The organism is Nakamurella sp. PAMC28650 (assembly GCF_014303395.1).
Classification (GTDB): Bacteria; Actinomycetota; Actinomycetes; order Mycobacteriales; family Nakamurellaceae; genus Nakamurella.
In genome coordinates this window covers 4,303,251-4,324,716 of the sequence record NZ_CP060298.1, presented here as the reverse complement: position 1 = coordinate 4,324,716, position 21,466 = coordinate 4,303,251, and the positions used below count along the sequence as shown (strand labels likewise).

20 protein-coding genes are annotated in these 21,466 nt (G+C 66.5%); 16 read left to right on the top strand and 4 right to left on the bottom strand.

What is annotated here, in order from left to right:
* Positions 1–23 precede the first annotated feature (23 nt).
* Together H7F38_RS19605 and H7F38_RS19600 are read left to right on the top strand one after the other, a co-directional pair.
* The gene (locus H7F38_RS19605) at positions 24–1,379 is read left to right on the top strand and encodes a hypothetical protein (protein ID WP_187091394.1); all 1,356 of its coding nucleotides are present in this window, start codon (positions 24–26) and stop codon (positions 1,377–1,379) included.
* A 59-nt stretch (positions 1,380–1,438) separates the two neighbouring features.
* Positions 1,439–1,819: a hypothetical protein gene (locus tag H7F38_RS19600; RefSeq protein ID WP_187091393.1), complete on the top strand. Its 381-nt coding sequence runs from the start codon at positions 1,439–1,441 to the stop codon at positions 1,817–1,819.
* Here the strand turns inward: H7F38_RS19600 and H7F38_RS19595 are convergent.
* The 4 genes from H7F38_RS19595 to H7F38_RS19580 all read right to left on the bottom strand — a co-directional run bounded on the left by H7F38_RS19595 (position 1,776) and on the right by H7F38_RS19580 (position 5,223).
* On the bottom strand, positions 1,776–2,069 hold the full coding sequence (locus H7F38_RS19595) for a hypothetical protein (protein WP_187091392.1): 294 nt from the start codon (positions 2,067–2,069) through the stop codon (positions 1,776–1,778). The genes H7F38_RS19600 and H7F38_RS19595 overlap by 44 nt on opposite strands.
* Positions 2,070–2,108: 39 nt before the next feature.
* Positions 2,109–2,465 (bottom strand): hypothetical protein, encoded by a 357-nt coding sequence (locus H7F38_RS19590; RefSeq protein WP_187091391.1) that lies wholly within the window; start codon positions 2,463–2,465, stop codon positions 2,109–2,111.
* Positions 2,466–2,528: 63 nt separating this feature from the next.
* On the bottom strand, positions 2,529–4,028 hold the full coding sequence (locus H7F38_RS19585) for a GGDEF domain-containing protein (protein ID WP_187091390.1): 1,500 nt from the start codon (positions 4,026–4,028) through the stop codon (positions 2,529–2,531).
* 136 nt (positions 4,029–4,164) lie between these two features.
* Entirely contained in the window at positions 4,165–5,223 is a 1,059-nt protein-coding gene (locus H7F38_RS19580) for a M15 family metallopeptidase (protein WP_187091389.1), read from the bottom strand.
* A 425-nt stretch (positions 5,224–5,648) separates the two neighbouring features.
* Here H7F38_RS19580 and H7F38_RS26735 point away from each other — a divergent pair, with 425 nt between their 5' ends.
* The 14 genes from H7F38_RS26735 to H7F38_RS19515 all read left to right on the top strand — a co-directional run bounded on the left by H7F38_RS26735 (position 5,649) and on the right by H7F38_RS19515 (position 21,403).
* A complete protein-coding gene (locus H7F38_RS26735) occupies positions 5,649–6,440 on the top strand; it encodes a nuclease-related domain-containing protein (RefSeq protein WP_222618190.1) in 792 nt (263 codons plus the stop codon).
* On the top strand, positions 6,335–6,583 hold the full coding sequence (locus H7F38_RS25655; RefSeq protein WP_222618768.1) for a hypothetical protein: 249 nt from the start codon (positions 6,335–6,337) through the stop codon (positions 6,581–6,583). Before H7F38_RS26735 ends, H7F38_RS25655 begins: the two co-directional genes overlap by 106 nt.
* Positions 6,584–6,778: 195 nt before the next feature.
* Positions 6,779–7,246: a hypothetical protein gene (locus H7F38_RS19570; protein WP_187091388.1), complete on the top strand. Its 468-nt coding sequence runs from the start codon at positions 6,779–6,781 to the stop codon at positions 7,244–7,246.
* A gap of 500 nt (positions 7,247–7,746) precedes the next feature.
* A complete protein-coding gene (locus tag H7F38_RS19565) occupies positions 7,747–9,417 on the top strand; it encodes a GspE/PulE family protein (protein WP_187091387.1) in 1,671 nt (556 codons plus the stop codon).
* 67 nt (positions 9,418–9,484) lie between these two features.
* Complete coding sequence (locus H7F38_RS19560; protein ID WP_187091386.1) at positions 9,485–10,594, top strand: type IV pilus twitching motility protein PilT; 1,110 nt, start codon at positions 9,485–9,487, stop codon at positions 10,592–10,594.
* A gap of 2 nt (positions 10,595–10,596) precedes the next feature.
* Positions 10,597–11,829: a type II secretion system F family protein gene (locus tag H7F38_RS19555; protein ID WP_187091385.1), complete on the top strand. Its 1,233-nt coding sequence runs from the start codon at positions 10,597–10,599 to the stop codon at positions 11,827–11,829.
* 113 nt (positions 11,830–11,942) lie between these two features.
* The gene (locus H7F38_RS26730; RefSeq protein ID WP_187091384.1) at positions 11,943–12,434 is read left to right on the top strand and encodes a prepilin-type N-terminal cleavage/methylation domain-containing protein; all 492 of its coding nucleotides are present in this window, start codon (positions 11,943–11,945) and stop codon (positions 12,432–12,434) included.
* A gap of 140 nt (positions 12,435–12,574) precedes the next feature.
* Entirely contained in the window at positions 12,575–13,366 is a 792-nt protein-coding gene (locus H7F38_RS19545; protein WP_187091383.1) for an A24 family peptidase, read from the top strand.
* Between the two features lie 37 nt (positions 13,367–13,403).
* Complete coding sequence (gene pilM / locus H7F38_RS19540; protein WP_187091382.1) at positions 13,404–14,486, top strand: type IV pilus assembly protein PilM; 1,083 nt, start codon at positions 13,404–13,406, stop codon at positions 14,484–14,486.
* Between the two features lie 5 nt (positions 14,487–14,491).
* A complete protein-coding gene (locus H7F38_RS19535) occupies positions 14,492–15,244 on the top strand; it encodes a hypothetical protein (protein ID WP_187091381.1) in 753 nt (250 codons plus the stop codon).
* A complete protein-coding gene (locus tag H7F38_RS19530) occupies positions 15,241–15,939 on the top strand; it encodes a hypothetical protein (RefSeq protein ID WP_187091380.1) in 699 nt (232 codons plus the stop codon). The genes H7F38_RS19535 and H7F38_RS19530 overlap by 4 nt, the downstream gene beginning before the upstream one ends.
* Positions 15,940–15,957: 18 nt before the next feature.
* The gene (locus H7F38_RS19525) at positions 15,958–19,188 is read left to right on the top strand and encodes an S-layer family protein (RefSeq protein ID WP_187091379.1); all 3,231 of its coding nucleotides are present in this window, start codon (positions 15,958–15,960) and stop codon (positions 19,186–19,188) included.
* Positions 19,185–19,850, top strand: a complete 666-nt coding sequence (locus H7F38_RS19520) for a PilW family protein (RefSeq protein WP_187091378.1) — start codon at positions 19,185–19,187, stop codon at positions 19,848–19,850. The genes H7F38_RS19525 and H7F38_RS19520 overlap by 4 nt, the downstream gene beginning before the upstream one ends.
* Positions 19,847–21,403, top strand: a complete 1,557-nt coding sequence (locus H7F38_RS19515; RefSeq protein ID WP_187091377.1) for a ricin-type beta-trefoil lectin domain protein — start codon at positions 19,847–19,849, stop codon at positions 21,401–21,403. Before H7F38_RS19520 ends, H7F38_RS19515 begins: the two co-directional genes overlap by 4 nt.
* The last annotated feature ends 63 nt before the right edge of the window (positions 21,404–21,466 follow it).

Genomic DNA, 21,466 nt, shown 5'->3' with positions numbered 1-21,466 from the left:
CCCGACAACGTGGAGGTAACGTCATGCAGCAGATCGCCGGTCGTCCGTACTGGGTCGTGCAGTTCGACCAGCACGGTGCCCTGACCAGTGGAACCCAGGGCGCGCTGGCCGCGGAGATCGCCGCGGCGGGCGTCAGCAACCTGTTCCTCATGAGCCACGGCTGGAACAATGACGTCGCCGCGGCGGAAGCGTTGTACGGACGGATGTTTCCCATCATCAAGGCGCAGTGCGACCTGAATCCGGATGTCGACGACATCGGGTTCATCGGACTCGTCTGGCCGTCGATCCTCTTTCCCGATGACCCGGGCCAGGCCGCGGTCCCGACCGGAATCGGCGCCCAGTCGATCGAGGCGGCCGTGCCATCGCCTGTCAACGTGACCACCCGGAAGACCGGTGGCGAGATCACCGCTGCGATGGCGCGGTCGTTCCCCGGCGACCAGCAGGATGTGCTCGTCGAAATGGGCAGGCTCATCGACGACGGGCTCCGGCACACCACTGCCGGCGATACCACCGAAGTGGAGCAGGCGGCCGACGTCCAGCGGTTCCACACGTTGTTGCAACAGCTCGTCGGTCCGCCGGACGGTGCGACGGAGGACTCGGGGGAGATGTCGCTGCTGGCCAGCCCGGATCCGGTGGCCGACTACCAGCGGATCGCCACCGCGATGGCGACCGGAGCGCAGGCCGGTGACGCCCAGGGTATCGGCAGCATCTTCGGCACCGTGTGGAACGGCGCCAAGGACGCGCTAAGGGTCGCCTCGTTCTGGCAGATGAAGAACAGGGCGGGCGTGGTCGGAAAAGCTGGTCTCGGTCCGCTGCTGGAAGCGTTGCACGGTCAGAACAGTCAGATCCGGGTGCATCTGATCGGGCACAGTTTCGGCGCACGTGTGGTGGCCTGCTCGCTGTCCGGGATCAGTTCCGCGGCGGCCAGCCCGGTCGCGTCCCTGCTGCTGCTACAGGGGGCCTTCTCGCACTGGGCCTTCGCGAGCAACTACCCGCCGAACGGGGACAACGGGTCGCTCCTGGGCACATCGGACCGAGTTCACGGACCCCTGGTCTCGACCTTCACCCAGTTCGACTGGGCGGTGGGCCGTTGGTACCCGAAGGCGTCCTTCCTCTCCGGCGAGGATGCCCAATCGGAGGCGCCCTCAGGCCGCTGGGGTGGCATGGGCGCCGACGGCTTCCAGTCCAGCCAGCCGGCCGCGGGTTTCACCGTCGTTTCCGGGCAACCGGCATATCCGCTGGTGAATGGCACCTTTCACCAGGCGGACGCGAATGGCATCATCACCGATACCGGCCAATCGGCCTTCGCCGGCGCGCATTCGGACATCGTCAAGGACGAGATCGGCTGGCTCGCAGCCCGTGTCGCACTGCCGATCTGAAGAACAAGCCCCCACACCCCCGAACGAACCACCCCGAACCGACCACCGAAGGATGGACGATGGACAGTCTGGTCGTCGACACTGCGCTCGGCATCATCTTCATCTTCGGAACATTTGCGCTGCTGATCTCCGTCGTCACCGAACTGATCGCCCGATTCATCGGATTGCGAGGCGAATACCTGCTGCGGGGCATCCGGTCGTTGGTGGACGAGAAGAACGAGTTCAAGTTGCCGGTGCCGGTCATCCTCCGGCTGCGGAAACCCGCTGTTCCGGGCCGCGAACCGACGTCGAACACCGCGAAGATACTGACGACGTCCTATGTCGCCAATACCGGCGGTAGCGGGGCCCTGCCGGCGAAGCAGAGCTGTCCAACAAGGATCGCCGTTCGCTCCCGTCCTACCTGTCCGGCCGTACCTTCGCGCGCGCCGTGGTGGATCTGATCGTCCCGGATCCCGACCGCAGTGCCACCACGATCGACGCCGTCCGCGCGCAGATCGGCGGACTGGGTGACGGCGCGCTGAAGACGTATCTGCTGTCGCTCACCCGGTCGGCGCAGGTGGACATCAACGGCTGGAGAGAGGAGATCGAGCACTGGTACGACGACGAGATGGCGCGGGTGTCGGGTTGGTACAAGCGCCACGTCCGGTGGATCTCGCTCGGCGTCGGGGTGCTGTTCGTCCTGGTGTTCAATCTGAATTGCTTGCAGTTCGCGAAATCGCTATACACGGATCAGGCGCTGAGGGCGTCGGTGGTCTCCGCCGCGACGTCCGCTTCCAATTGTGGCAGCAAGGATCCGGCCGATTGTCTGAAGAGCGTCGAGGCGCAGATCAGCACGGCCCGAGGTGCGGGGCTGCCCATCGGCTGGGGCAGGGTCCCTGCCTGCGTCGGCGTCCCGCGGCCGTGTGGCGTCCTGGCCACCGAGGGCCTTGCCGATCCCGATCCGGCCGCGGGTCCCTGGTCGCAGATCTGGTACGGCGTACTGATCCTGGCCGGTTGGGCGCTGATGTTGTTGTCGTTGCTGCCCGGCGCCAGGTTCTGGTTCGACCTGCTCGGCAGATTCGGCACCCTGCGCTCGACGGGTCCCAAGCCGGGAACGACCTGGCCTCCCGCCGGAGCCTGCCCGAGGGACGGTGCCGCCCGCCGCAGGCTTCATGGTGCTGCGGTGGTCCGCCGATCGATCCTGCCCTTCTGCGCGTACATCGCCATGTCGGCCCGATGCATCAGATCTTCCAGCGTGTCGCCCGGCTCGGCGATGGCGGTGCCGATGCTGGCGGCGATCCGGAGGTCCAGACCTTGCAGCGGAACCGGCTGCTCGACGCTCTCACCGAGTTCGGTCCGAAAGGAGTCAAGCGATCGGTCCAGGGGCTCGTCACCGAGGAGCACTGCGAATTCGTCGCCACCGAGCCGGGCGGCGGTGTCACCCGGCCGTAGTGCCGCGGACAGCCGGCGCGCGATGACGACCAGGAGCTGATCGCCGGCCCCGTGGCCGAGACTGTCGTTGACGGCCTTGAATCGGTCGAGGTCCAGGAACAAGACCTGGACGCCACCATCGGGACGGTGCCGCATGGCCCGCTCGATGCGTTCGGTGAAACTCCGGCGATTGGCCAGCCCGGTGAGATCGTCGTGCTGGGCGCGATATTCCAGTTGGGACTCCAGTTCCTGCCGCTGGGTCAGCACCGTCTCCACTGCCCGGACCAATCCGGCCATCCTGGTCACCACCAGTAGGAACAGCAGCGCCGATGCGCCCGCAGTCACCGCGATGTCCTGCAGACGATGGGTGATCACCTGGACGATCAGGACCGTCGGTGCGATCAGCGACGCGGCGGCGAGGGCCGACAGGCGTCGCCAACTGGGCCGGGTCTCGGCGACACTGGGCGGTGACGTCAGATCAAATGCGTTGCGATGCAGCGCGATGGCGCCCCACCCGAGGTTGTAGGTGAGGATCAGTGCATCGATCGGGTGGCCGGTGTGGTAGAGCCCCAACAGGTTCAGGACGGCGAACGAGGTGTCGGCGATCAACATGATCGCCACCAGGCCCGCCAGCCAGCCGAACACCGGGCTTCGCCGCCGTGATCCGAGGAAGAATCGGGCGGCGACCGCCACGATCAGGACGTCGGCCACGGGATAGCCCAGGGCGATGAGTCTTTCGGAGAGTGGGGACGTCGGATCGTGCAGCAGTCGGGCCATGAAGAACACCCACGACGCCGCGGCGAAGCCGACCGTGATGATCGCCGCGTCCACGACGGCGGACAGATCTCTCCGGGCGGTGCGGGCCCGTTGCAGACGTAGCAGTCCGGCGGCCAACAACACATAGCCGCCGAGGAAGGCGCCATCGCCGATCGAGGGGAACGGGTCGACGTGAAGGAGGTTGGAGTTGACGAAGTACACGGCGTTACCGATTCCCGTCGCGGCGGGAAAGGCGGCCAGCAGCAGCCAGCCTGCCGTAGGGGTCAGCCGTCGGCGCTGCCTGGCGATCAGGATGACGGTCATCGGAACGAGATTGGAGACGATGAAGAACACGTTCTGCATCGCCTGCGGTAGCAGAAAATAGGCGACGACGCCGACGAGGGACGCCGTCATGTAGACCGGGAACGCTCGGACGGCCGGAGTCCTGGGCCGCGGCTTCGGGTTTTCGGTGCTCGGGCTCATCGGCCTGCTCCGTCGTTCGGTCGGGCCAAAGGTTGGCGGTTGAGCCCGGGAGGGACTCACATCAACCGCCGGTAGTCCCTCGATGACCGATGGTAGCAACCGGGAGGCCGGATGGTGGCCTGCCCGTCAGAGGCACCTACCCGGTGATGGTGAACTTCTCCCAGCTGCCGACGGCCGTCCGGTTGGCGATCAGGGCTCCGGCGCCGCGGTACTCGGCGGTGACGAAACGGCCGTTGACGGCCGATTGTAGCGACACCGTTCGATCGGGGTTGGACACGATGGTGAATGTCTCCCATCGGCCGACCCGGTCGCGGTTGGCGATCAGGGCCGAGGCACCGGCGTGTTCGGCGCAGACGAAGCGGTTGTTGGCACGGGCCCGCAGGGCGACGTGGCCGGCGTCGATGGTCACGACCTCGAACTGTTCGGAGCCGCCGACGACCGCACGGTCCGCGATCAGCGGAAGGGCACTGCGCAGATCGGCGGTGACGAAACGCTGGTTGACCCCGGCGCGCAGTGAGATCACCCGGGTCGGGTGGGTGATGACGGGCGGGTGCGGGGGAGGGGGCACGACTCCCCGGATCTGCGCGACGAGCGCAGGGAGCCGGGGATCGCCAGGGGGCACGTTGATCTCGAAGTGCATCTCGTCGGGAACGCCCGAGAAGTCGCCGCCCCAGTAGACGACCCCTTGGCAATCCGCCAGGATGTTTCGAATTCTCTTGACCTGGAGGGATGTGAACGTGCCCTTGGCACCATTCGGGTGCAGGACGGCGTTGAAATCCACCGCGGTCCCGGAGGCGTGGCAGGACCACCACTTCCGGTTGTTCACGTCGACGCGGTAGTCGTATCCCCAGTCCTGACCGGGCCGCAACTTCTCGACCTCGGCGTTGAACCGTGCCGCGACGTACATGAGCACCCACGCCACGTCGCCCGAACGAACCGGGAGGGCGATGGAGGTGTCCGTCACGTAGTACGACTGCACCCCGATGACGGAGGCGGGCGTGCCCACCGGCCAGCCGTTGTAGGACTGTGCCACAGCAGCTTTGCTGGTGACGGCCGGCGTTCGCGCAGCCCCCGTGCGCAGGCGCGGATCACCGTGGGGCGTCCCGTCCTGTCCGGGCCCCGGCAGGGCTGTCCCTGCATAGGCGGTCGCCGACGCGGCCAGCACGCCGCCCAGGGACAGGGTTCCCAATTGCATCAATCGTCGTCGGTTCAGACTGGATCTGTTCTGGGATTCCATGCTGATTTCTCCTGTACCTGTCGGCGCAGCCGCCGAGATCCGAGGCTGCCAATTCGTCGGTGCGTGGCCCGCTTGGCGTTCTGCGGGAGTCGGTGCACGTCCACGGAGCCGATGGACTCCAAGCCGGACCCCTGCAGGGACAACGTACGGTGTCAGCTACCGGCCATCTCACCGTCTCACCCGTTTCTCCGGTCATTTCATTCGGCAGAGGGAAGATCACGCGAATCGATCACCCTGGGTGATCGTTCCAGTTCAGAGGCTCGGTCAGTGCTGACGCTCCGTGAAGGCCGAGTCGCAAGGTCTCGCTGTTAATCGTGGAGTTGCAGCCGGTCCTCTGAGGACCCGGCATCGGCGCGGCGGTGCGGCGGGTAACTTGCCGGGACATGACGGACGACGAATTGATCACAAATCCCGGGCAGACATCCTCGGTGAAGAAGATGAAGTTGCGTTATGCAGGCATTTGCTCCTCCTGCGCCACCGCTCAGGCGGCCGGGGATCCGGCCATGTACGACCGCGTCCGCAAGAGCGTGATGTGCATCCCCTGCGCCAGTGCGTCGACAGCGACATCAAAACAGTCGCCGGCCATTCCCGCGGTGGCCATCGCTCCAGTACTGGCCGGTCCCGCCCCCGCGCGGCCCTTGGACTCGCCGCCGCCGCCGGCGGTCGGAACGGCGGGGGCCTCGGCGCTGCGGGAATACGAGCGGCGGAAGCAACTGCGGGAAGGGCGAATCCGCGACGCCCATCCTCGACTGGGCAAAATCATCCTCGCGGTGACGGACGAACCGACCTCCACCCGGGTCTGGCGCACTGGCGCCATCGGCGAGCAGCAACTCGGCCGCACTCTGGACGCACTGGAGGGAGCAGGAGTGCTTGTCCTGCACGATCGACGAATCCCTGGTTCCAGGGCCAACATCGACCATCTGGCGGTCGGGCCGGGCGGAGTCTTCGTTTTGGACGCCAAGCGCTACCGAGGCAAGCGACCTGAACGACGGGTGGAGGGCGGCCTGCTACGTCCCCGTGTCGAAAAGCTCTTCATCGGGGGCGGGACCGGAGTGCCCTGCTCGACGGCGTGGCCAAACAGGTCGACCTGGTCAGGGCGGCGCTGGCGAAGGGCGATTCGGCAGCAATCGGAGTTCGCGGGGTGCTCTGCTTCCTCGACGCCGACTGGCCCCTGATCGGAGGTTCGTTCCGGGTCAGAGGGTTCGACGTACTGTGGCCACGTCTGGTCCAGAAACTGGTGGGCACCACCGGGACCCTGGAGCCCGCCGGGGTTGTCGCCCTGCATCGCCTGTTGGCCAACGCCTTTCCGCCTGCCTGACGAGTTGTCGAGCGACTCGTACACGGTGGGTGTGTCGCTTTCACAAACGGTCACCGTTAGTGTGACAAGCTGTACCAAAGCGTGACCGTACGGCGTAGTCATCACGCGACCATACGGCGTAGTCAACGGGTGGTCCACTACGCCTGAGCGTTGGGTCCATCTCGATGGTGATCAGCGAGTGAGGAGACGCAGCAGATGACAGACCAGCAGGCCCCGGAGAGTGTGATCGCCTACGTGCGAGTGCCTCCCAGGGGGCCGGCATGGCCGGTGCACGATCCGGTAGCGGTGCAACAACGGCTGGGGACCATGCTGATGGGCCGGCATTCCGGTCGGCGTCACCTCACCGGCGCCCTCCAGGCGGCCGGGCCGGCGGGCCTTCCGGTGGTGCTGGTCCACGTCGGCACGGTCATCGCGGCGGCGCGGCTGATCAGCATCTCCGAGCAGGGAATGTCGTTGGTCTCCGATCAACGACTGGCTGGACAGCTGGCCGGCCGGTTCATCGAAATGCTGCCGGGGATGACGGTGCAGGTCCGGCGGTCGTCCATCCCGGCCACCACCGCCCCGCCGATGCCGCCCAGGACGTTGCCGCCGAGCCGTCCGATGGGACGGTTGGCCCAGTATGAATGGACCATGGCGGCAATGGATATGCCCCCGGCTCTGTAGCAACTGCGGGTTGACCCTCCCCCGTCGATTACCCGGCGTTTCATCAGTCCGAGCGTGAATGCGGGCACTCGCTGATCACTCTCCGGTGAACTCGGGACTTCTGCGGCCCGGAAACTCCACGGACGCGTGAACCTGTTGCGCCGCCGCACCCCGCCGCCGCCGGTAGGGCTGGATCCGTTGAAGCCAGCAGAGTCTGAGACTGCGTTCGCCCTGCACGATGCAGTGATGCGATCACCACCCACCGGAACACCAAAGATCGCTTTTGCTCACTGTGAGTTCCATCAGCGAGGTTCAGCCGGGCGGGTTTTTCGGAACCGGGCCACGACCGGATGAAAACGCCCTGGCCATTACCACTTTTGCGCATCGGCGCTTACGATTCCAATCGTCAAGGCACTCATCCCGGTTCGGACCGGTGATGGCCAATATCACCGGTCGCTCCATTGCCCCGCCGACCGGGTGGTTCGTCCGGCGCACCAACCGATCGGGTGGGAGGGAGACACATGTATCAGACGTACCGCCCCCTGCTCGACGCGCTGACCCGCCGTGGGGTGGATGCCGCCGCGGTCGAGGAAGCTGCACTGGAGAGCGAGCGCACCGGGCGATCGATCCGCGATGTGCTGATCAACGACTCCGTCGTCACCGAGTTCGAACTGGCCGAGGCGTTGGCCGACGCCCACGGCATCAGCAGCGTCGACCTGATCGGATATCCCGTCGACGCGGTGGCGGCCGCGAAGATTCCGCTGTCCATGGTGCAGCGTCACCGGTTGGTCGGCATCTCGATCATCGGCAACGAGTTGGTCGTGGCCATCAGCGATCCCGACGATGTCGTTGCGCTGGACGACATCCGGGCCGCGACCGGCATGGTCATCCGTCCGGTGGTCGCCGCCCGGAGCGAACTGCGCAAGCTGATCGACCGGGTCAAGCGTAACGACAGCGATCTCGGCGCCGTCGGCGCCTCGGCGCAGCTCGAGGAAGAATCCAACGTCTCCAACCTGACGTCGCTGGGCGACGACGGACCGGTCGTCCGGTACGTGAACTCCCTCATCGAGCAGGCCATCCAAAGTCGTGCCTCCGACCTGCATCTGGAGCCCACCGAGACCGACATGCGGGTCAGGTTCCGGATCGACGGTGTGCTGCACGAGATCGACAAGGTGCCGCGCGGTGTGCAGTCCGCGTTGGTCTCCCGTCTGAAGATCATGTCCAACGTCGACATCACCGAACGACGACTGCCGCAGAACGGCCGGATCACCGTCCGGCTGAATTCGCACAACGTGGATCTGCGGACCGCGACCCTGCCGACGGTCTGGGGCGAGAAAGTGGTCCTGCGGGTGCTCGACACCAGCGGCATCGAACTGGAACTGAAGAAGCTGGGCTTCACCGACGACAACTACACCCGCTTCTCCACCTCGTTCCACAAACCGCACGGCATGGTGCTCGTCACCGGCCCGACCGGATCGGGCAAGTCGACCACGCTGTACGCGACGCTGGCCGAGATCAGCCTGCCGACGGTCAACATCATCACCGTGGAGGATCCGGTGGAGTACCGCCTGGACGGGATCAACCAGGTCCAGGTGAACCACAAGGCGGGGTTGACGTTCGCGGCCGTCCTGCCGGCCATCCTGCGATCCGACCCCGACGTCATCATGATCGGTGAGGTCCGCGACCGGACCACCGCCCAGCTCGCGGTCGAGTCCGCACTCACCGGTCACCTCGTCCTGTCGACCCTGCACACCAACGATGCGCCGAGCGCCGTGACACGTCTGATCGAGATGGGGATCGAACCCTTCCTGGTCGGCTCCGCCCTGGATTGCGTTCTGGCCCAACGACTTGCGCGCCGACTCTGCGAGTGGTGCAAGACCAGCTACGTGCCCAGCGGGACGGGGGAGCAGCCGCTCAACTGGCCCAGCCGGACGATGGATCCGCCCAAGCTGCTCTGGCGTCCCGTCGGCTGCCGCAACTGCGGCCAGACCGGGTTCCGAGGGCGGATGGCGATTACCGAGGTGATGCCGATCAGCGAGGAGATCGAGCACCTCGCGTCGGATCGGGCGTCGGCCAGCGACATCCGGAAGGTCGCCACCGGCGCCGGCATGGTGACGCTGCGGGACGACGGTCTGCGCAAGGCCGCCCTGGGCCACACCACCCTCGACGAGGTCATCCGAGTCACCGTCTGACCCGGCCAGGCTGCCCCCAGGGAATTTCCAGACTTGCACCACGACCTTCCAGAATCGAACGGATGCAATGAACCAGACAATGATCGCGGAGCCGGCCCCCGCCACGCTGGACAGCCCGGCGGTGCTGGACCAGTTGCTGACCCAGACGGTCACGATGGGTGGTTCGGACCTCCACCTGACGGTGGGCATCGCACCCTGTGTGCGGCTCCACGGGTCGTTGACGCCGCTGGCGGGATGGCCGATCCTGACGCCGGAGGACACCCAACGGTTCGTGCGCGCGGCACTGAATGACGAGCAGTGGCAACGATTCGCACGCGACCACGAGATGGACACCGCCTACGGGGTGGCCGGTGTCAGCAGGTTCCGGCTGAACGTCTACCGCCAGCGCGGGTCGGTGGGCGCGGCGTTCCGGACCATCCCGCACTCGATCCCGAAGTTGGAGAACCTGGGGCTGCCGCTCTCGATCGAGCGGTTCGCCCACCTGCCCCGCGGTCTGGTGCTGATCACCGGCCCGACGGGTTCCGGCAAGTCGACGACGATGGCCTCCCTGCTGGACGTCGCCAATCGCACGCGGGCCGGCCACATCATGACGATCGAGGATCCGATCGAGTACGTGCACCGCCACCAGCGGTGCGTGGTCAACCAACGCGAGGTCGGAGTCGACACCGCCGACTTCAGCATCGCTCTCAAGCACGTGCTCCGCCAGGATCCGGACATCATCCTGGTCGGGGAGCTGCGTGACCTGGAGACCACCTCGGTGGCCGTCACCGCGGCCGAGACCGGTCACCTCGTGCTGGCCACCCTGCACACCCAGTCGGCGGCGCAGACCATCGACCGGTTGATCGACATCTTCCCGGCGCACCAGCAGAGCCAGATCAGGGCCCAGCTGGCCAACTGCCTGCAGGGTGTCGTGACGCAGGCGTTGGCACCGCGCAAGGACAGCAACGGTCGGGTGGTGATCACCGAGGTGATGGTGGTCAGCCCAGCGATCCGCAACCTGATCCGCGAGGCGAAGACCTACCAGATCCCGACGGTCATCCAATCATCCGGCGAACTCGGGATGGTCACCTTCGACCAGAGCCTGGCCAACAGCTTCATGGAACAGCTGATCAGCAAGCAGACCGCGCTCGACCTGGCGCACGACCAGGCCGAATTCAAGAGACTCGCGAGGTTGTAGACATGCCTGCCACCAAGACCTACGCCTACGAGGCCGTCGACGCAGCCGGGGCCATGCGCAAGGGCACCATCGACTCCGAATCGGCAGATGCGGCCGCCGTCGCGCTCAGCGGGCAGAAGCTCATCCCGCTGACGCTGGCGGCCAGTGGCGAGGGTCTGCGCCGCGACCTGAAGATCCCGGGTTTTGCGAAGCGGACGAGCCTGAAGGACCTGGCCATCCTGTCGCGGCAGTTCGCCTCGATGACCTCCTCCGGCCTCACCCTGACCAGGTCGCTCGGCATCCTCGAGGAGCAGACCGAGAAGCCGAAGCTCAAGGCGGCGGTGGGTCAACTCCTGGATGATGTCCAGGCCGGAACCACGCTGTCCAAGGCGATGTCGCGTCACCCCGACCAGTTCCCGCTGTTGATGATCAACATGATCGGCGCCGGCGAGACGGGCGGCTTCCTCGACGACGCACTGGCCCGGATCGCCAAGATGTACGAGTCCGACGCCGAGCTGCGGGCCAAGATCAAGTCCGCGCTGACGTACCCGGTGATCGTGCTGATCTTCTCGTTGCTGATGGGCACCGGCGTCATCATCTTCATCGTCCCGATCTTCGAGAAGATGTTCAGCCAGCTCGGCGGCTCCCTGCCGGCGCCGACCAAGGTGCTGGTGGTGTTGTCCCACAACGCCTACTGGGTGCTACCGACCGTGGTGATCGTGGTGGTGGCAGCGCTGCGCTCCTATCGCCGGGCGATGTTGAAGAGCGCCGCGTTCCGGCTGAAGTCCGATCGGCTGAAGTTGAAGATCCCGGTGTTCGGCAAGCTCTACACCAAATTGGCCATCAGCCGCTGGTCCCGTAACTTCGGCACGCTGCTCGCGGTCGGCGTCCCGGTGATCCAGGCATTGGACATCGTCGGCGGGACGTCGGGGAACGCGTTGATCGGCGAGGCCATGCGGGACGTCCGGGACGCGGTCCGAACGGGCAGCACCATTTCCCGGCCGCTGGCCAAGCACACGATCTTTCCGTCCATGGTGGTACAGATGCTCGAGGTCGGCGAGGAAACCGGGCAGACCAGCGAGATGCTCGACAAGGTCGCCGATTACTACGACCAGGAAGTCCAGACGGCCACCGACTCGCTCACCTCGGCGTTGGAACCATTGCTGGTGGTGATCATGGGTCTGGTGATCGGCACCATGGTGATCTGTCTGTACCTGCCGATGTTCACCATCTACCAGAACATTCAGTCGAACTAGTTTGCTTCGACTCCTCATGTCGGTGCAGTTCTGACCGATAGGTGTATTGAAGTCCGACCCGGACCGGCAAAACCGTTGCCCGGCCCGTCACTACTCGAGCCTTGGAGGCTCTCATGCACAACCTGCTTTCCAAGCGCTGGGAAAAGCGCGCCAAGGGCGACAGGGGCTTCACCCTGATCGAGTTGCTCGTGGTGGTGGTGATTCTCGGCGTGCTGATCGCCATCGCGATCCCGCTCTACCTGAACTACCGCAAGGGCGCCAACGATGCGTCCGCGCAGTCGGATATGCGCAACGCAATCAACGTGCTGGAGCAGTGCAATTCTGACAACGGGAAATATCCTACTGTTGCCATCACGTTCGCGACGAGTACCGCTGTCACTGCTACGGGCGACGTTACCTGTGCGAGCAAGACTATCAACCTCAGCAGCAATACGAACCTCAATTACTTTGCCGGTGCGACGGCAGGCAGCAGCTACGTGATCGTTGATACGAACACGGCCGGAGCAGGAAAGGTATATTGCTACAACAGTGCGGTTGGCGGGTCGGTGAAAACTCTCGCTTCGACGGTCACAACCCTGGCAGGTCTTACAAACTCGGCCTGCTAGACGTTCTAGGAGCCGGTGACATCCGGGGAAAAACCTGGATTTGAACCTTAGAAACAGCGATAGTTGGGCCGGTTCTACTGACCTTTGCAGGTGCATCAAATCCCAGCGTCAAAAGACCACGTAATTTAAGGAGTGTCGGCATGGAGCCGTTGATCGTGGTGGTCGCATTGCTCGGCCTCGCGATCGGGTCTTTCCTCAATGTCGTCATTCATCGGGTCCCGGCCGGGATGTCGTTGTCCCGGCCGGGGTCGCACTGCCCGGCCTGCGCACATCAGATCCGGAATCGGCACAATATCCCGGTGGTAAGCTGGCTGGTGCTTCGCGGAAAGTGTGCCGACTGCCGGGCGCGGATCAGCGTGCGCTATCCGGTGGTCGAATTACTCACCGCAGTCATCTTCATCGCGCTGGTCGTGAGGGTTGCGGGGGAACATCAACTCGCAACCCTCCCGGCGGTGCTCTACTTCACGGCGATGGGGATCAGCCTCAGTCTGATCGACCTCGACGTGGGACGGTTGCCCAACGCGATCGTCTATCCGTCCTACCCGGTGCTGGCCGTTCTACTAACCGCAGCTGCGGTGGCGCAGGGCGATCCGGCGGCCCTGCTGCGGGCCGCGGTTGGAGCATTTGGGCTGTTCCTCCTGTACTTCGCGCTGGCCTTCCTGTATCCGGCCGGGATGGGCTTCGGGGACGTCAAGCTCGCCGGAATCATCGGCGGGGTACTGGGTTTCGTGTCGTACCCGGTCCTGCTGGTGGGTGCGTTCTCGGCGTTTCTCCTGGGATCGATCTTCGGCATCCTGAAGATCGCCCAGGGGCGGGCTTCCGGCCGCAGCGCGGTGGCCTTCGGGCCGTTCATGATCACCGGTGCACTGGTGTCGATCTTCGTCGGCCCGGCACTCACCGAGTTCTACTCGAGCGTCCTGCTGGGCGCCTGATGGGATTGTCGACTGCTCGCGCGATGAGGTCGCACGCATGAAGCACCGGGACAGCACCAACGGACGAACCTGGCCGATCAACACCGACGGCCACGCCATCGGCATCGATCTGGGCGCCACCGCGGTCCGGGCCGCGATCCTGGCCCTGAGCATGACCGGAGGGGGCCCGGCGGTGACCGTGCACGGACTCGGCTCGGTGCCGTTGCCACCGGGCGCCGTGATCAACGGCGCCGTCAACGAGCAGGCGGCCGTGACCCAGGCGCTGAAGGAACTCTGGGCCATCAACGGTTTCAGTTGCTCCAAGGTGATCCTGGGGGTGGCCAACCCGCAGGTGGTCGTCCGGCCGCTGCAGATCCCGAATCTCAATGCGCAGCAGCGGGCCAAGGCGCTACCTTTCCAGGCCAGGGAGATCATCGCGCTCCCGCTGGACGAGGTGGTCCTGGACTACGCGCAGGTCGGTCCCCCGAATCCTGAGACCGGGATGCTGAACGGCCTGTTGATCGCCACCCCCCGCCGGCCGGTGCTGGCTGCGGTCGAAGCCGTCGAGCGGGCCGGGCTGAAGGTGGCACGAGTCGACCTCTCGTCGTTCGGGGCGCTCCGTTCGATCGGCGATCAGCGATTCAAGGTGCAGGCGGTGATCGACCTCGGCGCGCAGTTGACCTCGATCGTCATCCACCATCACGGTGTGCCGCAACTGGTCCGAACGCTGGCCCGTGGTGGTCAGGAACTGACCGACCTGCTGGTCGAGAACTTGAACCTGAGTCCGGAGGAGGCCGAGCGCGCCAAGCGCGAGACCGGCCTCACCGGGCAACCCGACAACGTGTCCACAGTGGTGGAAACCGCCATCCGTCCGCTGCTGGCCGAGATCCGGAGCTCGATCAACTACTTCCGGGCCGGCAGTGACGGGGCCGCTCTGGAGGGGATCTCGTTGACCGGGGGAGCCGCTGCTCTGCCCGGACTTGCTGCGGTGCTTTCGACCCAGAACGGCGTCCCCGTCACGGTGATCGATCCCATGCAGCACATCGGCAATCGCCGGCCGTTCGGTGAGCCAGGCACGGCGGAATCCGAGATGCACTCCAGTGCAGTGGCTTTCGGTCTGGCCATCGGAGCAGCGGCGTGAAGCGGATGACACTGGTAAGCCTCCGCAAGAACTCCGCCGGTCAGCAGATTCCGGGTGGGCTCGACGGCAGCCGCCCGCCGGAGCAGCGCACCCTGTGGACCACCATGCCGGGCTGGTGCACCGCGGCCGACCTGACCCCACCGGAACTCGTCAACGCACGCCGGCTGAAGGTCCTCCGCAAGTTCCTGGTGGCCGGCGTCGTCGCGGTGCTGGTGGTCTGTGCCGGCGGCTACTACCTGGCGGCGCGCGACAAGGCATCCGCCACGGATGATCTCGCCTCGATCCAGGACCGCACCCTGCAATTGCAGCAGGAGGGCCGGAGCTACAACGGGGTCGTGGCCATCCAGGGCTCGGTCAGTCAGGTCCAGAGCCAGATCGCCCAGGTGATGGCCGGCGATGTGGATCTCGTGGCCCTGATGGGCCAACTCCAGAGCAACCTGCCGAAGACGATGACCATCGGCCAGGAATCGATCGTCATCAGCGCGGCCGGAGTGGCGGGTGCCGCGTCGGCCGGCGCCGGGCTCGACACCTCCGGGCTGCCGCGGATCGGCAGCATCACCTTGAGCGGCACCGGGAAGACCCTCGATGATCTGTCCGACTACATCGACCGTCTCCGCACGGTCCCCGGCCTGGTGGATCTGGTCCCGGTCTCGAACACCCGCTCCGCCAGTGACGCCGCGGGCACCGCGTACAACCTGAAGATCGGGCTGACGAATGTGTTGCTCAGCCATCGGTTCGACGTCCCGGTGAGCAAATGACCGGCCGCTCGCAGAACCGGCGGCTCTGGCTCGGCGGCGGGGCTGCGGTTGCGATCCTGATCCTGGTCGTCGGGTGGTTCTTCGTGATCAGTCCACAACTGTCGGCCACGGCGTCGATCCGGGACCAGGCCGACTCGGCCCAGGTGCAGAACAGCGTGCTCCAGGCCAAGAACAGCAAGCTGAAGAAAGAGAACGACAACGTCGCAACGCCCCGGGCCGGGCTGGCCGCGGCGTTGGCCGAACTGCCTTCCGACGGGGGGCTTCCGGCTTTCACCCGGCAGCTCTCGGCGCAGGCCACGGCGAACTCGGTCTCGTTGACCAGCGTCATCGTGGGCGGGGTGCTACCGGTCGCGGGCGCGGTGGCTGCTCCGGCAGCGGCGGCCACCACCGAAACCGGCACGGCGGCCGGCGCCACCGCGGCGCCGGCCGCCACTTCGGCAGGTGGTCTCATGCAGATCCCGGTCAGCCTGGTCGTCACCGGACTCGGCAAGAACGACATCGCGTTCCTCAAGGCGCTCCAGGTGACCGGGCCGCGCCGGGCCCTGGTCTCCGCCATTCAACTGGCGCCCTCGGGTGGTGGCACGGCGACCGGCATCGACGGTCCCTGCACGCTGAGCCTGACCGTGACCATCTTCTCCGCGCCGCTGTCGCCCACCGGTCAGGCCGCCCTCCAGAAGCTGCTCAGCGGCAAGTAGCCGGGGCGGCACTCTGTGATGAATCGACGACCTCGCCGACCTTCCCGGCTGGCGACGGCCGACCGGCGCATCGCCGAGTACCTGGCTGACCGGCGTCAGCGCCACCCGGTCCGGCGGAGGAAGCCGGTTCGCTTCGGCCGGTCCTTCGAGGACGAAGGCTTCGTCCTGCTCGAGAGCCTGGTGGCGATCGCGCTGATCGCTGTCGTGATGGCCGGTTTCACCACGTTCTTCGTCAACTCGGTGGCGTCGACCACCCAGCAGCGCGCTACGCAGGCGGCCACTCAGATCGCCAACTCGACGGTCGACGCGATCCGCGCGATCCCGTCGTCCGACCCGCTCAACGGGCGTGATGCGGTGAGCGTCCTCAACCAGTTCAACGCTGCGTCGAGCGCAGTGTCGCCCTGGCTGTCCGCCAGCACGCAGCAGGCGGTCGACAAGCTGGCGACGCCGGGCGCCGGGGCCTCTGCCGCGTTGCCGACCAGCGCCGTCCTCCAGACGGTCAACAATGTCGTCTACAGCGTCAACACCTACCTGAGCTACTGCGCGTTCTCGATCGGGACGACCAGCGCCACTTGTGTGCCCGCCTCGGTGCCCACCGGTTACCTGCGGGCGGTGGTCGCCGTGACGTGGGCGGGCTCCCGCTGCCCCCCGACCCTGTGCGCCTACGTGACCTCGACCCTGCTCAGCACCTTCGACGACCCCCTGTTCAACCTGAACCAGTCGCCGCCCGCCGCCCCGGTCCTGACCAATCCCGGCAACCAGGTCTCGGCGGTCGGCGACACCGTCAACCTCGCGCCGGTGATCGTGGCCGTTCCGAGCTACCGGGTGGCGCTGACCGCCGGAACCCTGCCAGCGGGACTGTTCCTGAACACCGCGACCGGCGGCATCACCGGAACCCCCAGCGCGGTGACCCCGAGCACTTCGCTCACCCTGACGCTGACCGACGGTTTCGGTCGGGCCACCACCACGAGCTTCACCTGGACCGTGGTGCCCGCGCTGACCGGTACCGCACCGGCCAACCAGGCCAACATCACCGGTACGGCGATCCCCGGACTGCTCGTCAGCGCCTCCGGTGGCAGCCCCGGCTACACCTGGTCGGATCCGCGGGGAACCCTCCCATCCGGGCTGGCCCTGTCGACGTCCAACAACCAGGGCAGCATCACCGGCACACCGACCACGGTCGGCACCTTCGCCGTCACCCTGACCGTCACCGACACGCAGAACCGCACCAGCGCAGTGTCTTTCAGCTGGACCATCGACTACCCGCCGTTCGCCGCCACCAACCCCGGCGCGCAGACCAGCACGGTCGGCGTGGCCGACACCGTCACGCTGTCCGTCACCGGCGGGTCGGGCTCGTTCGCGTGGACCGGTGGCGCGACGCTGCCCGCAGGCCTCACGGTGACCCCCGCCGGCGTCATCTCCGGCACACCGACCGCGGCGGGCGTCTCGTCCGTCACGCTGGTGGCCACCGACGCCAAGACCTCGATCCAGCGGAGCGTCACTTTTGGTTGGACCGTCTTCGCCCGGCCCACGGTGGCCTCGCCGGGCAACCAGAACGTCACGGTCGGGGTGTCGGTGTCGCTGCAGCTGTCGACGACGTGCCCGAACACGCCGTGCCAGTACGTGCTGAACAACGGCCCGGCGACCCTGTCGATCAGCAGCACCGGACTGATCACCGGGACGATCACCAGTGCGGCACAGACCTTCTCCAACGTGACGGTGACCGTCACCGACGCCTCTGGTGCGGTGGTCCCGAGTGCGGCCTTCGTCGTCAGGGTGAACGCGATCCCGAGCGTTGCGAACCCCGGTACGCAGACCGCACCCCCTGGGTCGGCCGACACCCTGGACGTGTCGACGCTGGTCACCGGCGGCACCGCACCGTTCACGTATTCGGCCGCGAACCTGCCCTCCTGGCTGACGCTGAACACCTCCACGGGATTGATCTCCGGCACCGCGCCGACCACGGCCGGCACCACCAGCGGGATCGTCCTGACGGTGACGGACGCTGCGGGGGTGACGGCGTCGAGCACGGCCTTCAGCTGGGTCGTCGGCGGCGCTCCGACCGCGCCGCTGACGGTCGGCGTGGTCAACGGCGACACCACGATCACGGTCTCGTGGAAGGCCCCGGCGACCAACAACGGGTCCGCCGTCACCGGCTACACCGCGACGGTGAGCCCGGGCGGAGCATCCTGCACCACCACCGGGGCACTGACCTGTGTCATCAACGGACTGACCGACGGTGTTGTCTACTCCCTCACGGTGACGGCGACCAACGCTCTCGGCACCGGCCCGGCCTCGGCCCCGATCAACGCCATCCCCTACCCCGGGGTGATGTCGTCGGGGAACGGCATGACGCTCTGGCTCGACGGCGCGGACCCGACCGTCCTGCTGGCCAACTCCACGTGCTTCGGAGCCGCCACCACCACGGCGATCGGTTGCTGGAAGGACAAGAGCGGCCAGGGCGAGAACTTCATCCAGTCGACCGCTGCGAACCAACCGGGCGTGAGCCTCTGGAACGGGTTGAGCGCGGCCAACTTCGTCGACTACACCGACATCCTCAACTCGGTCAACGCCACTGACACCTACCAGACGGTGTTCGTCGCCGCGAACGTCACCAACCCCGCACAGTCGGGCGGACTCGTCGACCTGTTCGGCCAGACCGGCCAGGACTACGACGTCCGGATCGGCAACGGCACGGCGCGCAACTCGCCGAACACCAACGACTGGTCGTTCGGCACGGTCGGCCCGCTCAACTGGGTCAACGGAGCCCAGGGGATCAACGCCAACACCCCGCTGGCCCTGATCACCTCCGATCAGTCGTTGACGGTGACGTCGTTCTCCGCCAGCGTGTCCAACACCGTCTTAAACCGCGGCGTGGTCGGGCAGGTCGGTGACGTCATCACCTTCAACAAGGTCCTCAGCACCGCGCAGCGTCGTTCGGTCGAGGAGTACCTGGCCAACAAGTGGGGCGTGCCCATCACTTCGCAGGCCCCGACGGCGGTCACCGCCACCCGGCTGAGCACCAGAAGCGCATCGGTGGCCTGGACGGCGCCCAAGTTCAACGGCGGCGCCCCGGTCACCGGGTACACCGTCACGGCCGCGCCCGGCGGACAGACCTGCACCACGACCGGTCTGACCTGCAACGTGACCGGCCTGATCCGTTTCACCCCCTACACCTTCACCGTCACCGCCACGAACTCCGTCGGCGTCGGCCCGGCGTCGGCAGCGTCCAACTCGGTGACGCCATGACGCGCCGGCTCCGTCAGCTCCGTCGGCGGCTGCACCAGGACGAGGGCACCTCGCTGATCGAGTTGATGGTGGGCATGGTGCTGATGGTCGTCTTCCTGGGAATGTTCACCGGGGCGGTCGTGATGATGAACAGCGCGATGAACAAGTCCCAGGCGGTGAACGCGAGCTCCTCGCAACTCAACACGGCCTTCTCGAACCTGGACAACAGCGTGCGCTATGCCGCCTTCATCAGCACCCCGGGCGTCGGGACCTCGGGGGACTGGTACGTCGAACTCCGCGTCACCAACACGGGTACGGAAGTGTGCAACCAGCTGCGGGTGGACATCGTCTCGCAGCAACTGCAGCGCCGGATCTGGACGGTCGGGGTGAACGGCGCAGCCTCGGCAGCCGGTGCCTGGGTGCCGATCTCGTCGGGCATCACCAACGGCGCCGCCGGTGTCGGCGCGGCGACCCAACCCTTCTACCTGGTGCCACCGGCGCTGGCCACCGTGGTGCCGCCGCCGCCCAACGCGATCTACCAGCAGTTGACCATCAATCTGATCTCACCCGCCGGGTCGGGATCCTCGCTCACCAACTCGACGTCCTCGTTCACCTTCACCGCGTTGAACAGCATGATGCCGGCGCCGACCACCCCGATCTGCCAGCAGCAGGGCCGGCCATGACGAGGTTGCGCAGGCCGGTCCGGTCGCACCCGTTCGACGGGGCCGACGACGAGCGGGGCTCGATGGCGATCCTGCTGATGGTGATGCTGGTCGGGCTGATGCTCAGTGCCCTGCTGGTCCCGATGATCATCACCCAGGACCGCACCACCCGGTTCGACAGCACCCGGGTCCAGGCCCTCGATGCCGCGCAGGCCGGGATCGACGTGACCGTCGGTACGATCCGTGGCAGTGTCACCGGCGCAGGCACCGCCGTCATCGGCGACAGCAGCAAGCTCCCGTGCGGACCGGTGTCCGGGGTCGTCAACAGCAACGGGCCGGCTGCCTATTCGGTCGTCGTCGAATACTTCACCTTCGACCCGGTGAACGAGCCGTATCCCTCCAGCAACACGATGAAGTGCGTGAACGGTTACGGCACCTTCGATCCCGGCACGGGGACGACGACTCCCGCCTTCGCGCGGTTCAGCTCGACCGGGACCGTCGGCACCGCCACGAACGGATCGACCGCCGGACGCACGATCACCGCGACCTACACGTTCCGGACCAGCAACGTGAACATCCTCGGCGGCGTCGTGCAGATCGCCGGGTCGGGCTCGCTCTGTATGGACGCCGGATCAGCGGGCGCCCCGGCCGGTACCGCGGTGACGCTCCAGCCGTGCAGTTCCAGCAGCCCGCCGGCGGCTCAACAGGTCTTCGCCTACCGCACGAACCTCAGCCTCCAGCTGGTGTCCTCGATCACCGCGGCCAACCCGGCCGGCCTGTGCCTGAACTCGGCCCACCTGCCGGCCCTGACCGGCGACGCGGTCGTGCTGAGCCAGTGTTCGCCGTTGTTGACCCAGCCGGTGGTGCCGTACACGCAGCAGTGGAGCTACAACGACAACGGCCAGTACCAGGCCGCGCTGCCGACCTCGGCGACGACCGGCCTCGGCGTCCTGCCCGACCTGTGCATGAACACCGCCGTGCAGTCCGCCGGTCAGGCGGTCGTCCTGAGCAGCTGCTCCGGGGCGGCCAACTGGATCCCCTCCCCGTCTGTCGGACCCGGCGCGGCCGCCCTGCCCCAGTGGGTGAACTACAACGAGTTCGGACGTTGCCTGGACGTGACCAACCAGGACCCCAACCACAGCTTCCTGATCGACTACCCCTGCAAGCAGAATCCGTACCCCGGGGCGGTGAAGTGGAACCAGTTGTTCACGGCGCTGCCGATACCGCCCGATCAGGCCAGCGTGACCGGCCCGATCTACACCAACGACACGGCCAACGGGCAGCGCTACTGCCTGACCAGCCCGGGGTCCCTCAACGGCTACGTGACCGTCCAGTCCTGCACCGGTGGTGCCCTGCAGTCGTGGACCGTCTACGGAGGGTCCAGCTCGCTCAACTACTCGACGAAGTACACCGTCGTCAACGGCACGATGTGCCTGGGACTGTCCGCACCCAACGCCGAGATCCCGGCCTGGTCGACGATCGACGTCGAAACCTGCGCGGGGACAACGGATCAGAAGTGGAACGCCGTGCCGAACGTGCTCACGTCGACCCTGAAGAACATCCGCGAGCACTGATGGCCCGGGTGTCGGTCGGGCGGGGTGTCGGTCGCGCGGCGGTGTCGAGACGGGTCGGGGTGT

Coding starts and splice junctions, on each gene's coding strand:
- H7F38_RS19525 (WP_187091379.1), top strand. CDS start 15,958: ATGAATCGACGACCTCGCCGACCTTCCCGGCTGGCGACGGCCGACCGG.
- H7F38_RS19545 (WP_187091383.1), top strand. CDS start 12,575: ATGGAGCCGTTGATCGTGGTGGTCGCATTGCTCGGCCTCGCGATCGGG.
- H7F38_RS19605 (WP_187091394.1), top strand. CDS start 24: ATGCAGCAGATCGCCGGTCGTCCGTACTGGGTCGTGCAGTTCGACCAG.
- H7F38_RS19515 (WP_187091377.1), top strand. CDS start 19,847: ATGACGAGGTTGCGCAGGCCGGTCCGGTCGCACCCGTTCGACGGGGCC.
- H7F38_RS19555 (WP_187091385.1), top strand. CDS start 10,597: ATGCCTGCCACCAAGACCTACGCCTACGAGGCCGTCGACGCAGCCGGG.
- H7F38_RS19520 (WP_187091378.1), top strand. CDS start 19,185: ATGACGCGCCGGCTCCGTCAGCTCCGTCGGCGGCTGCACCAGGACGAG.
- H7F38_RS26730 (WP_187091384.1), top strand. CDS start 11,943: ATGCACAACCTGCTTTCCAAGCGCTGGGAAAAGCGCGCCAAGGGCGAC.
- H7F38_RS19535 (WP_187091381.1), top strand. CDS start 14,492: ATGACACTGGTAAGCCTCCGCAAGAACTCCGCCGGTCAGCAGATTCCG.
- H7F38_RS19565 (WP_187091387.1), top strand. CDS start 7,747: ATGTATCAGACGTACCGCCCCCTGCTCGACGCGCTGACCCGCCGTGGG.
- H7F38_RS19530 (WP_187091380.1), top strand. CDS start 15,241: ATGACCGGCCGCTCGCAGAACCGGCGGCTCTGGCTCGGCGGCGGGGCT.
- H7F38_RS19560 (WP_187091386.1), top strand. CDS start 9,485: ATGAACCAGACAATGATCGCGGAGCCGGCCCCCGCCACGCTGGACAGC.
- H7F38_RS19580 (WP_187091389.1), bottom strand. CDS start 5,223: ATGCAATTGGGAACCCTGTCCCTGGGCGGCGTGCTGGCCGCGTCGGCG.
- H7F38_RS19600 (WP_187091393.1), top strand. CDS start 1,439: ATGGACAGTCTGGTCGTCGACACTGCGCTCGGCATCATCTTCATCTTC.
- H7F38_RS19570 (WP_187091388.1), top strand. CDS start 6,779: ATGACAGACCAGCAGGCCCCGGAGAGTGTGATCGCCTACGTGCGAGTG.
- H7F38_RS26735 (WP_222618190.1), top strand. CDS start 5,649: ATGACGGACGACGAATTGATCACAAATCCCGGGCAGACATCCTCGGTG.
- pilM (WP_187091382.1), top strand. CDS start 13,404: ATGAAGCACCGGGACAGCACCAACGGACGAACCTGGCCGATCAACACC.
- H7F38_RS19585 (WP_187091390.1), bottom strand. CDS start 4,028: ATGAGCCCGAGCACCGAAAACCCGAAGCCGCGGCCCAGGACTCCGGCC.